Genomic DNA, 13,888 nt, shown 5'->3' on the forward strand with positions numbered 1-13,888 from the left:
AAAGCCCGATAAGACGGACTTGACAAATTCAAAATCAAATCCTCTTATTGTTCGATTACTCGCTCAGGTTGGCACCTTCCGCTTAAGGGGGTTGCCGTGACTTCATAGAGCCTTTACTCTCCGTCACTCTGAATAAGAGAAATATAATGTTTTATGCTATTAAATATATCTGCAATTTTGAGAATATACTATTTCAGGAAATTTGTCAAGGACTTTTTTCTGATTGACTTTTGTTGACAAAATTCTTATACTTATGCTATGAAATAGTAATTTTATAAGTGCAAAACGCAAAGATTGGGGGCAATTCGTGAAAAAAAAACGTATTACAATCAGACAGGCTACCCCGGGGATGGTAGCAGGAGAAGATGTCTATACCTATAATAATCAGTTGATTATATCAGAAGGTACCGTTTTAACTGATAAAATAATTACCCGGTTAAAGTTTTATTCTATCAGTGATTTTACTATCTTTTTAGAGGAATCCAAAAAAACAGTCGTAAATGAAACAAGTCAATCCCAGATAATTCGTGAAAGTGCCGAATTCAAACAGTTCAGTTCCGACTTTATGGAATCTCTGCAGGATTTTAAGGGAGAATTAAATAAGATAAGCAGTGACGATAATAAAATTGATATATCCGGTTTGTTAGACCATACCACCAATATATTATCCAACAGCCGTAACGGTATCCATGTATTTGATATGCTGCACTGTATGAGGGAATATGATGATCTGACTTATGTACATTCCGTCAATGTTGCTTTAATTGCCAATGTATTTGGTCACTGGTTAAAACTCTCCGAAAAAGACATCGATATCCTTACTCTTTGCGGTTTACTCCATGATATCGGCAAGCTTACCCTTCCACCGGAAATTATTAATAAGAATAACCGCCTTACGGATTCCGAATTTACTACGGTTAAGACCCACACCCTGGAAGGTTATCAGATCTTAAAGAATAAGGACATAGACCTTAGGATTAAATATGCCGCACTTATGCATCATGAACGTTGTGACGGAAGCGGTTATCCCAATGGTTTTCACGGTCCCCAGATTGATTCCTTTGCAAAAATCATTGCCATTTGCGACGTCTACGATGCTATGACCTCTGCAAGAGTATACCGCCCGGCTTTATGTCCTTTTGATGCCATCAGCATTTTTGAAGCAGAAGGTCTGCAGAAATTTGACCCTCATTACATAATGACTTTCCTTCAGGAAATTGTACAATCCTATGTTGGAAAACGTGTCCGGTTAAGTGATCGGACCGTTGGAGAGATCCGTATGATCAACAAAAATTCCCTTTCAAAGCCTATTGTCCAGACAGCGAATGGTTTTATTGATCTTTCAAAAGAACATGATTTATTTATTGAGGCTGTTTTATAGTTTAGTAAAAGATTGGGGATGAGTTAGGCTGTGGGATATATGCAGGGATAAAATCAGCAGGGAAGTCATTGAGAAAGCAGTGGGTAGGATCTCTTTTGTATGCTTAGATTTTTCGTCTGAAAATCGCTAATGGCTCTTTCTTATGGTAAAACAGAGAAAAAAGCACAAACTCCTCGCTATGCTCGTCAGACAGTGTGTTTTTTTCTCTAAACCATAAGAAAGAGCCATAAGTGATTTTAGCAGACTCAAAATGATAAGCATACAAAAGAGATCCTACCCACTGCTTTCAGCTTTATGCTATGGCGCTGATTTTATCCCTGCTCTATCTTTAAGTTCTATCATTCAACTCTATCTTTAAGCTTTTTCTTTAAACTCTATCTATAAATCTTTTTTTAATTACTCAGAAACCTCTTTTTTGTCATATTAAAGTTATTACTATTTGCATGTTCAACACAGAGATTCTTTGTTTTACATTTTGACCCTGGTCTCATATTATTACATACCTATAATTACAATTACATTAATTCCATAAACTAGAACTACTTGATAAAATCAGTCAGAACACTAAAAATGAAAGTATTGATTATGATATTGTTCATAAGCGCTTCCTTCTGCGTCTGGAAATTTACTTATGACTTATTCTTGTGGTTCAGAGTGCAAATGCACACTGTCTGACGAGCTTTGCGAGGAGTTTGTGCATTTGCACTCTCGCTTTACCACAGGAATAAGTCATTAGTAAATTCAGACTCAGAATACTAAGCTTATGAACGATATCATAATCAATACTTTCCTCAAAACGTCCAACTGATTTTATCAAGTATCACAGCCTAAATAATTTATAAACAATCATCAACTTACCTTAAGTTTAAATTTCTGTACCGCTTTTTCATCTTCTATATCGATTTTAGCCATAGTTGCACCAAGACCCTGCATTTTTTGCTCGAAATGCTCATAGCCTCGTTCGATATATTCAACCTGCTCAACGATGGTAAAACCTTCCGCAACCAAACCTGCAATTACTAATGCAGCTCCTGCCCTTAAATCCGGAGCACTTACTATGGCTCCTGTTAAACCTGTGGTTCCGACAATTATTGCAGAATTTCCTTCTACTTTAATATTGGCTCCCATCCTGGAGAGTTCGTCTACATATTTCAGACGGTTTTCAAAAACGGTCTCTGTAACTATGCTTGTCCCTTCGGAGGTAGCAAGGGTCGCTGTCATCTGGGGCTGCATATCCGTTGGAAAACCAGGATATGGCAAGGTTTTAATATGGGTGTGTCCAAGACGGTTTGAGGCTATTACTCTTACCGAATCATCATATTCTTCCACCGTTACGCCGATTTCTATAAGTTTTGCAGTGATTGCCTCCAAATGCTTGGGAATTACGTTCTTAATCAGTACATTGCCTTTGGTGGCTGCTGCCGCAAACATAAAAGTACCGGCTTCTATCTGATCTGGTATAATTGCATATTCACTTCCGGATAACGAAGTTACACCTTTAATACGTATTACGTCCGTTCCGGCACCTTTGATACTGGCACCCATGCTGTTTAAGAAGTTAGCTACATCAACTACGTGGGGTTCTTTTGCGGAGTTTTCAATAATGGTTACACCATCAGCCAAGCAGGCTGCCATCATGATGTTAATGGTAGCACCGACACTGGCGAAATCCAGATAAATATGATTGCCCTTAAGTTCCTTTGCCTGAGCATGAATCATGCCGTGTTCGATTTTAACAGTTGCTCCTAATGCTTCAAAGCCTTTAATATGCTGGTCTATAGGTCTGCTGCCTATATTACAGCCGCCAGGCAAGGCCACCTGTGCATTTTTATATTTACCCAGTAAGGCTCCCAACAGATAGTAGGAAGCTCGTATTTTTCTTATGAATTCATAGTCTATACTTCTGGAATTAATTTTGCTTCCGTTGATTTTCACGGAATGTTTACCGATTCGTTCTACTTTTGCCCCTATTTCCTCAATTGCCTGCAGGAGAACATTAATATCACCTATATCCGGCAGATTTTCAACAGTTACTGTATCATTCGTCATTATGGCTGCAGACAGAATTCCAAGCGCTGCATTTTTAGCGCCGCCAATCGTAACTTCGCCTTGCAAAGCCTTGCCGCCTTTTATAATATATTGCTCCATTGCACACCTCATTATGCTGTTACATGATTTATCCATTTTGCACAGAAATCACATAATATAATTGTAAATTTTGTTAGATTATCTTGATTATACCATAAAACCCTGGGTTGTAAACTTATTTTTATGATTTTCTCCAGTCACGGTAGAATACGACCGGATTCTTATTTTATCGTCAGTAAATATCTAGTTTTCGATTTTGTTATTTTACTATTCAATTATTATGAATCAATGCTTACCTGGTATCTCTTACACTTTGGTTCTTGCATCTCAGTTCTTGTTCTTGATGTTTTATTTCTTATATTTCTGCTCTTCAATACAGTTCTTACATTTCTGTTCTTACATTTTTGTTCTTACATTCCAGCTCTTACACTTTGGTTCTGGTAAAATAATTTGCTAAAGTACCGCCGTTACATACCCTTAGAATACCTTTTTACTTCCTCTGCGATCTTATCCATAAACTCCTCAGCAGATAAGTCTTCTCCATCAACAACAACATGTGCATACTTCTCATATAACGGACAGCGTTCTTCATATAAGGATTTCAGTGTTTGTCCTGCCTTAAAAACGACACCTCTTTGCTTAATATTTCCCAAACGGTTGGAAATAGTCTCATAATTAAGTTTAAGATAAACTACTATCCCGATTTCTCTTAAATGCTTCATCGCTTCCGTACCGTATATAATGCTTCCTCCCGTTGCTATAACCGTCTTGTCTGCGTCGATTTCACAATTGACCTGGTTTTCAATAGCTATAAAACCCTCCAGACCTTGAGTTTCAATTATATCCTTAAGTAAGCATTTTTCCTGCTTCTGTATTAACAAATCGGAATCCAGAAACTGGTATCCTAACACTTTGGCAAGAATTATACCGATTGTACTTTTCCCGGCACCAGGCATTCCTATAAGTACTATGTTCTTCATATTCAATATGACCTTTCGCACATAATGAACAGATTATATCACCTTTTGCCCACCTCGCCAAGCACTTTTTATTTTTTCCCGTTTTCTGAATTCTAAACAGGTTATTTTTTCTTAACACTATAGCCGAATTTACCAAAAAGTTCCGAAAGACCATAGTACTCACCATGAGAGTAAACAATGGGCTGTGACTTGCTTAAATCAAATTTTCCAGCCTCATTCATATACGCTTTATCTGCATGGACACCTAAAACTTCTGCAAGAAACATATGATGGGAACCCAATTCCAAAATCTGCGTAACTCTACATTCAATGCTCACCGGTGCTTCCAAAATTAAAGGCGCACTTACTATATTAGCCGGAACAGGTGTTAACTTCATTTCCTTGAATTTATCCACCTCTCTGCCCGATTTTACCCCACAATAATCAACCGCTTTTACCAGTTTTTTTGTAGACAGATTGATTACGAACTCTCCCGATTCCTTTATAATGTCATAGGAGAAACGACTGGGTCTTACAGATATATATACCATAGGTGGATTGGTACATACGGTTCCGGTCCAGGCCACCGTAATAATATTGGGCTTTTCTCCCTGTCTCCCGCAACTAACCATAACCGCCGGCAGGGGATATAACATATTACCGGCTTTCCAAAACTCTTTCTCCACGAATAAAACCTCCTAGGTCATATCAAAAACACTTTTTTCTCAAAGCTTTTTTCAATTTATGCCATTCGCTTATACTTTTATTAACTATAAATAAAATCATGATTCTCATTTACTACTATGCTATTTTTGTTAAATATAGTATAATAAGACTGTAAAATGCAAAAATCGATTATTATTTACCAATAAACTTATAATTAGACAAGCGGTAATGACATTTTAAGATAATATTTTGAGGTGAGTGTTATGAATAATAATTTTTTAAATATTGAAGCCGTATCCGACGAAGTACAAAGCAAAGTAAAACAAACACTTAAATTCCGGACCGGCAATTTCGTATGGCGGGTTAAATTTTCCTCCCCCTTAAATCCGGCAACGGTCAACAATCGAAATCTCTATGTTACCACCCTGAATCAAGTTCCTTTAAAGACCCATATCAGTTATGATTCCATTAACCAGTATATAGAAATCGAACCCTTGGAACCTTACACGGAAAATGAGTCCTACATATTAACCATAACCCAGAATGTTAAATCAGTAGGCGGTAAAAATTTAAAGAAAAGCGTTCAATTACAATTTAAAATCTAAACATTATCCTGCTGAAGGGTTACCATCAAGGCGGGAATTAATTGCTTCTTTCTTGATACTACCCCCTTCAGGTAGATAATTTCAGTATCCTGATCCAGTTTAAACGCATTCAGCAATAACTCTTTTGCTCCAGTTCCCTGATATAACAATTCTGTGGAGCTTTCCATAATGTTGGTCAACATAAAAAACAACATGCCTACTCCATGATCACGGAAGGCTTTCTCCATATACGGTACCAGTTTTTCCTTAATGGAATCCAGTTCCTCTTTATTCATGGAATTAATCTGACCAACTCCAAAGATAAGATCCCCTGCCGTAAATTTTTTAAAATCCTGATAAAAAATTTCCTCCGGTGATTTAGAGGTCAGATTACTGCCTGCCGCAAACATCTCTTTTGCATATTCTTCAACCTGAATTTCTGCTATTACAGCCAGTTCTTCTGCCAAAGTCCGGTCAATCTCCGTACAGGTAGGGGAGCGGTAAACTAGTGTATCCGACAAAATAGCTGAACATAACAGGCCTGCTATCTGTGGTTCCACTTCTATTCCATTTTCGCGGTACATCTGATATATAATCGTTGCCGTACAGCCAAGGGGCTGATTACGGAAGAATACCGGACTTATGGTTTCTAAACTTCCCAGGCGGTGATGATCGATAATCTCCATAATCTCCGCATCTTCCAAGCCGTCTACTGCCTGGGATTTTTCATTATGATCCACCAAAATTACTTTTTTTCTTCTGGCATCCAAAAGATTTCTTCTGGATATCATTCCGCTGTAAAAACCGTCTTTGTTTAAAATAGGAAAATCTCTGTGCCTTTTCTTGGCCATAATACCCCGGATATCTTCTATATAGTCCTCTGTGGAAAAAGTGATTAAATCCTGATTGGTCATAAAAAACCGGATGGGAATACTTTGATTTATTAGCCTGGCTGCCGTAAAGGTATCAAAAGGTGTACTGATTATAGTACATTCATTATTCTGGGCAAGCTTGATTATGGTTTTAGATACCTTGGCTCCATCGCAGACCACGATGCATTTTGCACTCATTTCTATTGCGCAGAGCTGAGATTCATACCGGTTACCAAGAATTACGATATCTCCCTTTTCAATATAATTTTCCATAAGGTCAGGATTGGCGGCGGCTATTAACACTTTTCCTTCAGAAAAATTATCTTCTGAACTGCCTGCTATAAGTTCCCCCTCTAAGGTCTCTATAACATTAATACAAGGTGTTCCTGCTTTGGTTAAAATCCTGCTGTCATAAACGTCCATATAGGACTTGGCTATATCGCCGATTGTTATTAACCCTTCCAGATGGTTAAGGGAATCTACAATCGGAAGGGTTACCACGTTATTCTTTCTCATATAGGACCAGGCAGTTTTTAAGGATATGCCTTTACCAACACCTTCTGTCCTGCGGATTTCTATATCCTTGACCTGAGTACGGATATCGGATAAGTAGCTGGGAGCCGGGATACCAAACCGTTCCAGTACAAACCTGGTTTCTGAGTTAATCTGTCCTGCCCTCTTCGCTTTATACTCACCACCGGTTAAAATTCTCTTTAACTTTGCATATGCAATAGCAGAGCATATAGAATCCGTATCCGGATTAATGTGGCCGATTACGTATATTTCCTTATCCATTCTCTATTTCCTCCCATAGGAAGTCTTCCTTTTTTATGAATAAGAAGTCTTCCGAGCTTAAATCTCCTGCCGCAAGCATATCTGACAGTAATCCTTTATTTCTTTCATCGGCAGAAGTCTTTGCTTTCCTGGCTAGGTTCATAACAGCCTCCAGCTGGTTTTCCTCCCTTAGGGCATTCATGATTTTTTCTACTTCATTATGAAAAGCCGCCTTAACATCCCCGGTAATTTCATAATCGTTATTCTGTATATAAGTGTAAGCAAATCCAAGCAGATCACTAATATTATATTCCGGAAGATTTATCGTACTGTTAAAAATATCCCTTAATTCTATGTTCCTTTGAAACAGCTTTTGAATTTCCTCTGCCTTGTCTTCTAAAATAACAAATATATTACCGTGTAAATCCTGTATCAGTGACATTAACTGCTCTGCTGCACTAAGTTCTAACTGCCCTGCATCTTCAATGATTAGAGAACAGTTAACCAGTTTATCCTTTTTTGATTCCAGGGAAATACTGTTTAATTTTAACGCTGCTATTTTAGCTACTCGATTCGTGTTAATGCGGTTTAAACCGTATAGAGCTTTGGAAATCTTCTTAGCTAACGTGGTTCTTCCAGATTTTCTTTCACCGGTAATAATCATATGATTGACATTAGTATAATCCGATACTATCGTTTCTAAGCATGCTTCTATCTGTTTTCTGACTAAGTCCATTCGGATAAAATAGCCAAAATCTTTCTTAAAATTCATATTGGCCTCTGAAAAGATAGCGTCAAACCTGCCCTCCATATATGGTTTTTCAACATACGTTTCCCTATGTACATTTACATCTTCCTGCCTGGCTGTAGTTTCATATTGAGTAAAATCTTTGCCAATCTCCGGCTTGTATTCCTCCTCGGAAGGTTGGTTACTATCTTTACCGTCTTTCGCATTATTTTCAGCATACGCTTTTGCATTACTTTTTGTTTTGTTTTTTGCAGTATCTTCTGCTACGTACTCTATTCTGCTTTCAGCAGCATCTTCTGTTATGTATTCTGGTCTGTTCTCTGTGGCATCTTCTGCCATGTATTCTGTTTTGTTCTGTCCGGCATCTTCTGCTATGTATTCTGGTCTGTTCCCTGCGGCATCTTCTGCCATGTATTCTGGTCTGTTCTCTGTGGAATCTTCTGCCATGTATTCTGTTTTGTTCTGTCCGGCATCTTCTGCTATGTATTCTGGTCTGCTTTCAGCGGCATCTTCTGCCATGTATTCTATTTTGTTCTGTCCGGCATCTTCTGCTACGTATACTGATCTGTTCTCTTCGGCATCTTCAGCCATGTATTCTGGTCTGTTCTCTGTAGCATCTTCTGCCATGTATTCTGTTTTGTTCTCTCCGGCATCTTCTGCTTCTTCCTCATTTTCAGTATGATACCTATTCCAGGAAGCCTTATCGTCTTCATTTATTGCGTCATTTGTATCTTGATATTCCTGCTGGTCTCCGGTTTCAATTTCTTTTTCTAACTTTCTGGCGACTTTCTTAAAGAATTCCTTAAGCTCAATATTCTCTGTATGGGGCAGTTCTTCCTTCCTGCTATCCATATCCTCGTATTCTTTCCATATCCGCATCAATCCAGGTGAATTCGAGGATTCCCCTGCTGCCGTCTCAGAACCTGAGAAAGATGTCTCGTCTGAAATATAATCGGTAGTACGTTCTAACTGTCTATCTACACCTGATAATCTACTGTCTTCTTCTGTATCTCCTTCTGCCAGGAACTGGTCTATCTTGCTTCGCATGGCACTGTAATCTTTGGTTTTATCAAGACCCAGCTTCATTTCAGCTTCTTTTTTTTCTTTTGCCTTTAGCATATGGATTGGGTTAATATCCCCCACATAATATCCTTTTAATAGCTTTGCTTTTTCTACATAAATGCCTTCACCAAACCATAAAATTATATCACTGCATTCTCTGACACATTTATCCTTCATACCGGCTTTATGATATACTTTGGCCAGTTCGTAAGCCCATTTTTCGTAATATTCATACTCTTTCAGCTTCTCTAATGAATCAATTAAAATATCATAGGGTTCCCCCAATAATTTATCAATACTATACCGGAAGATAAAACGGCTGGAATCCTGAGGCGCAATTTTAATATACCGGTCTAAGTACTCCTCCGCCTCATTTGTGCTGCCCCGTTTTATGGATAAATCCACCAACTGGTATAAGATTCTTCTGGTTTTGGTTTTGTTATATATTTTAGTGAGAACTGCCATCGCTTCGTCATACCGTTCGTTTTGCATATAAACCTCGGCAATAATGCTTAAATCGGTAAGCGCTTTGATTTTGCCAACATCCATGGTATCCAGTATTTTGATTGCCTTTAGATACTGGTTGTTATCAGTCAGCTTTCTCATTTCTTCAATTTTAACAATATTCTCATAACGTTCCATGCCCTGTTCAACACCCTTCTGCGTGTCCTGACACGCAATTTTATCAAGACTATTTTTTATAGCTGTCTTGTATGTTTAATTTTCTTTTCTTTGCAGGTAAAGGTTTGTTCCCATTAATTCATAATATAAGGTTTCCAGTGTCTTACCGGAATCCTTTAGTAACTTATCTTTACTGCCCCATACAATCTCCCTGCCCTCATGCAGCATACAGAATGAATCGCAAAGCCGCTCCACTTCCTCCATATAATGACCGCAATAGAGAATGGTGGTCCCCATATGATTTAACCGTTTGATGGCTTCTAATATCTGGTTTCTTGCTATCATATCAATTCCCACGGTAGGCTCGTCCAAAACGAGAAAGTCCGGTCGGTGCAAAAGTGCAGCACCTATATTAAGGCGCCGTTTCATACCTCCGGAATAAGAAGCTGTCTTTTGACTTAACGTATCCTTCGTAAAACCTATTATATCACAGATTTCGTCAATTCTCTCATCCAATTTATTTTTCGGAACGTGGTAAGCATTACCCCAAAACACCAGATTATCTCTTCCTGAAAGAGAAAGATACAGGGCAATATCCTGGGGAACATATCCAAGATGTTCCCTGATAAGTTTCGGATTACTTATAATACTTTGCCCCTGGAATAAAATATCTCCGCCATCTGGTTTTAACATGGTAGTAATCATGGATATAGTGGTTGATTTGCCGGCACCGTTTGCTCCGATCAACCCAAATATTTCACCTTTTTGTATCCCAAAGCTGACACCATCCACTGCTTTTTTCTTTTTATAATATTTTTTAACATCCTGCAAATAAAGCATATGATTCCTCACTCGATTCGTAACTATTCTATCTTATCTTATCATCCAAAGTGCATTAAAACAAGTAAAAACCTGAAAAAATGTGGCTTAGCGCATTCTAGTAATCTGCTAAGAACTTCAAAAAGGGCCTGCCATAATATTGTTATGGCAGGCTCTTACCTGTTAATTTATTAATTTTCTTATTATGTTACATATCAGAAGTTCTTATTATATCTTTGTCCCGCTTAAGCTAAAATGAAATAACAGGTTTTACAAATTCATCATTCCTACATGCACCAATCGTTGTTAGTATATAACTTCTGTTTCATTCTCGAATGTTCGTATATCTTCATATGTTCATATGTCTTTTATATGTTCATATATCTTTTATACGTTCATATCACTTAGATATGTTCATCTATATTGAAGGCCTTTCCAGCAGGACAACCTTTTGTGCATGTAATGGATAGATATATCTTTAGAATCTTCTTCTAAAGAGCCCATTGGAATCTCCTCCTTTCTCTTTAACACCAAATGAATGATCTAATTGTCTGTTAATTAAATTATTCATTTGGTTTATGATGTCATTATACATAATTAGTCGGTATTTGTCAACACCTTTTTATCTTTTTTACTTATATTTGTTTTATTTGTATTCATTGCTCTTATTGTCTGATAATTTATCCGAAATGTTAAGCCCATGAACCTATATAAGTTCACAGGCTTATATATAGAAAAACTATCTGAATAGATTAGGTATGTATTATTAAATTATCGGCAGCAGATACCAGGTTATCTTGCGCTTAACCCATATCAACCCTGGTTTAGCCCGTTAGAAGCGTTCTATAAATCTCGATAGAATATGAAGGTTTCCATTAATTCCTCTGTAAGTTCTCCGCCTTCTTTTTCGATTGCACGGTATCTGAGCTCCAGTTCCTTTATCTTCTTTAAGGTATTTCTTGTGAATCGTTCCATGGCATCCGCAAATAACGGCTGTCCTTTTATTCGGTCCCTTATGGGCTTACTAAACGGACAATAGGTGGCAAGTATTTCCCTGGCTACTCTATTTAATCGTAAGGCACCGGTAGCTTCCCCTTTTATCCAGGCTTCATAGTCAATCACAAAGATTTCCCTGTAATTTCCTTTGCCTTTTTGGATCTGCAGCTTTACCTTTTCTTTTACTTCTTCCGAAAGCTCTCTGTTCTTACGGTAAAACTGGATATAATCCGCATACTCTGAGGTAAGAGATTTATATTTAATATTATTCCAGGCACTGCCTTGGATGCTCCGGCAAAGTTCCCAACGAAATCTTCCCAGCACTTTAACTAATATATCTTTAACCGATAGCTCCGTAAAGATGGGCAGTACAAATCTTCCTTCATTTGTCTTTCTCTTTCCAGTGATTTCCTGCCACATAACACCGTTATAGCCAAGCGTGGGCATAAGGAGAATATCCGGAAATACCTGCATAAGTACGTATTCCTTGGCAATGCCTTTCTCCGTGTTAACATACATCGCTTCCCTGTGAAAGACCGAATAATCAATTTCAAGGAGCTCTTTCATGGCATCATTGACCACAGTTGAGGTCACAATAAGTTTCTGTATTCCTTTAACCATATTATCACCCCAGATAAATGGCACGAAAGTACTGATCTGACCGCTGACAACCCGGTGGTTATAACGGAACATATTCGTTATTTCATAAAGAACCTTTTCTTTTTGGTTTTCTAAAAGTTCCTTCTCCTGAACTTCTGTGATTTCGCCTTTTTTCTTTCTGTCCCGGAGCATGTCCGTATAGTCCAAATCAAATTCATTTTTGGAAGGCTGCTTTTCTCCTTTGTATATGGCGGTAAGCCATTCTTTAATGTTGTATACCTTACAAGGACCTGTCCCTTCCGGTATCTGGCTGTCCAGATAATAAAGTTCTTTTAGCTGTTCTTTGGTTAGCAGCCTTTCATCTAAGAATCCATATTTCAGAAATAACTCTACTACAGCAGGAGCTGCTTTGTCCTCTAGGGATTTAAAAAATACAGCTTCATATAACTCATAATAATTCTGCATAATCTTTCTGCGCAGTACCCGGCTGTTGTCATCGGTTGAGAATTTATCCTTTAGATTGATAAAGGTAAGAACCAGTTCATTAAATTCTTCTACTTTCGACACATCACGGTTTCCATACTGTTCAATCTGTTTTAAGGAATCCGTAAAATCATCGGTCATCTGCTGCATTTCACTCTGAGAATACTGGAAATTGTTTTCTACCTGTTCTTTGCGGCCGCTGTTTTTTGATAACAGCATATAATATATTTCCTCCATCCGCGTCCGGTCCACATTAACAGTACTTCCTATTTTATCTTCAAAAAGCTTCTCAATGGTATTAATCTGGTCTATAATTTCATCAATTATCAGTAATAAATCATTATTATAACCGCCGCTTTCTTCAACGGAAATAGCTAGTGCGGCAAATCCTTTAAAGAGACAGATATCCGTGTTGTTCATTAACAGGCCGAATAAGTTAGATAGGTAGTCCGCCAGTTCCATACACTCTATCGTCAACTGGGCAATAATGCCAGCTGTCTCCTCTACCAGGTACAAGATGATTCCATCCCCTGTGGAGCAGAAAGATTTCCAGATATCGAGAGATATTTTGGCACATTCCTTGTAATATTCCAGTTTCCTTTCATCGATTATGGAATCACTGCTGTAATGCTCCATCTCTTGTACGGCGGGAATGGGCGTAGTGGTATATCCATATCGTTTACCAGTTTCCGTATATCGGTTATAATTCTGGTAAATAAAATTATAAAGCTGCTCGGATGTGGCGGTAAGGGCACTGTAGACCTTATCCAGTTCGCCTATCTGCCTGGTTAAAGACGCAGCCATAAGACCTTTATAGTCTTTATTGGAGGCAAATATTTCAGACAGCTCTTCTTTTTGCTGTATTGGAAAACAATAGAATGTTACATCATCATAGGCAATATAAGAATTCAAATACCGCCCCATATATAACAGATCACTGACACCTAAGAAATTACCCGAACCTAAAATAACCTTTGAGCCCTTATTAACAGCCTGAACTCTTCCTTTTAAAATAATACATACACTGCTTACCTGCTCGTTTGCTTCATATATAACTGTTCCCTTATCCGCTTGATTCACAGCATAATTGTTGATCTTCATTGCCATAGCTCACCTCGATTTATGATACATTTTAACACATAGTTATATTATAATCTAAAAATCGACATTCTGAAAGACAAATTTATAAAAATACACTCTTGTTTAATAGTAAAAAAGCACCAATAAAAAATTAT

Annotated in this window: 9 protein-coding genes and 1 riboswitch; of the genes, 2 read left to right on the forward strand and 7 right to left on the reverse strand. The window is 37.9% G+C overall.

What is annotated here, in order from left to right; genetic code table 11:
- Window positions 1-41 precede the first annotated feature (41 nt).
- A riboswitch (SAM riboswitch) is annotated at window positions 42-139 on the reverse strand.
- Window positions 140-307: 168 nt separating this feature from the next.
- Window positions 308-1,381, forward strand: a complete 1,074-nt coding sequence (locus QA584_RS27975) for an HD-GYP domain-containing protein (protein WP_278272382.1) — start codon at window positions 308-310, stop codon at window positions 1,379-1,381.
- Window positions 1,382-2,230: 849 nt separating this feature from the next.
- On the opposite strand, the gene QA584_RS27980 is transcribed toward QA584_RS27975, so the two are convergent.
- The 3 genes from QA584_RS27980 to QA584_RS27990 all read right to left on the reverse strand — a co-directional run bounded on the left by QA584_RS27980 (window position 2,231) and on the right by QA584_RS27990 (window position 5,114).
- Window positions 2,231-3,529, reverse strand: coding sequence for a UDP-N-acetylglucosamine 1-carboxyvinyltransferase (locus QA584_RS27980; RefSeq protein WP_278272383.1), 1,299 nt, complete (start codon window positions 3,527-3,529; stop codon window positions 2,231-2,233).
- Window positions 3,530-3,936: 407 nt separating this feature from the next.
- Complete coding sequence (locus tag QA584_RS27985; protein WP_278272384.1) at window positions 3,937-4,449, reverse strand: shikimate kinase; 513 nt, start codon at window positions 4,447-4,449, stop codon at window positions 3,937-3,939.
- 101 nt (window positions 4,450-4,550) lie between these two features.
- On the reverse strand, window positions 4,551-5,114 hold the full coding sequence (locus tag QA584_RS27990; RefSeq protein ID WP_278272385.1) for a flavin reductase family protein: 564 nt from the start codon (window positions 5,112-5,114) through the stop codon (window positions 4,551-4,553).
- A 243-nt stretch (window positions 5,115-5,357) separates the two neighbouring features.
- On the opposite strand from QA584_RS27990, the gene QA584_RS27995 reads away from it, so the two are divergent.
- Window positions 5,358-5,699, forward strand: coding sequence for an Ig-like domain-containing protein (locus QA584_RS27995; RefSeq protein WP_278272386.1), 342 nt, complete (start codon window positions 5,358-5,360; stop codon window positions 5,697-5,699).
- On the opposite strand, the gene QA584_RS28000 is transcribed toward QA584_RS27995, so the two are convergent.
- The 4 genes from QA584_RS28000 to QA584_RS28015 all read right to left on the reverse strand — a co-directional run bounded on the left by QA584_RS28000 (window position 5,696) and on the right by QA584_RS28015 (window position 13,754).
- Window positions 5,696-7,345 (reverse strand): putative manganese-dependent inorganic diphosphatase, encoded by a 1,650-nt coding sequence (locus QA584_RS28000; RefSeq protein WP_278272387.1) that lies wholly within the window; start codon window positions 7,343-7,345, stop codon window positions 5,696-5,698. The genes QA584_RS27995 and QA584_RS28000 overlap by 4 nt on opposite strands.
- Window positions 7,338-9,776 (reverse strand): tetratricopeptide repeat protein, encoded by a 2,439-nt coding sequence (locus tag QA584_RS28005; protein WP_278272388.1) that lies wholly within the window; start codon window positions 9,774-9,776, stop codon window positions 7,338-7,340. The genes QA584_RS28000 and QA584_RS28005 overlap by 8 nt, the downstream gene beginning before the upstream one ends.
- Before the next feature lie 75 nt (window positions 9,777-9,851).
- On the reverse strand, window positions 9,852-10,595 hold the full coding sequence (locus tag QA584_RS28010; protein WP_278272389.1) for an ABC transporter ATP-binding protein: 744 nt from the start codon (window positions 10,593-10,595) through the stop codon (window positions 9,852-9,854).
- Window positions 10,596-11,417: 822 nt separating this feature from the next.
- Complete coding sequence (locus QA584_RS28015) at window positions 11,418-13,754, reverse strand: cyclic nucleotide-binding domain-containing protein (protein ID WP_278272390.1); 2,337 nt, start codon at window positions 13,752-13,754, stop codon at window positions 11,418-11,420.
- Window positions 13,755-13,888 lie beyond the last annotated feature (134 nt).

The sequence above is a fragment of the Anaerocolumna sp. AGMB13025 genome (assembly GCF_029689925.1).
GTDB lineage: Bacteria > Bacillota > Clostridia > Lachnospirales > Lachnospiraceae > Anaerocolumna.

What these genes read in the sequence shown, in the direction of transcription:
- QA584_RS27980 (WP_278272383.1), bottom strand. Translation starts at nt 3,529, where the DNA reads ATGGAGCAATATATTATAAAAGGCGGCAAGGCTTTGCAAGGCGAAGTT.
- QA584_RS27985 (WP_278272384.1), bottom strand. Translation starts at nt 4,449, where the DNA reads ATGAAGAACATAGTACTTATAGGAATGCCTGGTGCCGGGAAAAGTACA.
- QA584_RS27995 (WP_278272386.1), top strand. Translation starts at nt 5,358, where the DNA reads ATGAATAATAATTTTTTAAATATTGAAGCCGTATCCGACGAAGTACAA.
- QA584_RS28000 (WP_278272387.1), bottom strand. Translation starts at nt 7,345, where the DNA reads ATGGATAAGGAAATATACGTAATCGGCCACATTAATCCGGATACGGAT.
- QA584_RS28005 (WP_278272388.1), bottom strand. Translation starts at nt 9,776, where the DNA reads ATGGAACGTTATGAGAATATTGTTAAAATTGAAGAAATGAGAAAGCTG.
- QA584_RS28010 (WP_278272389.1), bottom strand. Translation starts at nt 10,595, where the DNA reads ATGCTTTATTTGCAGGATGTTAAAAAATATTATAAAAAGAAAAAAGCA.
- QA584_RS28015 (WP_278272390.1), bottom strand. Translation starts at nt 13,754, where the DNA reads ATGAAGATCAACAATTATGCTGTGAATCAAGCGGATAAGGGAACAGTT.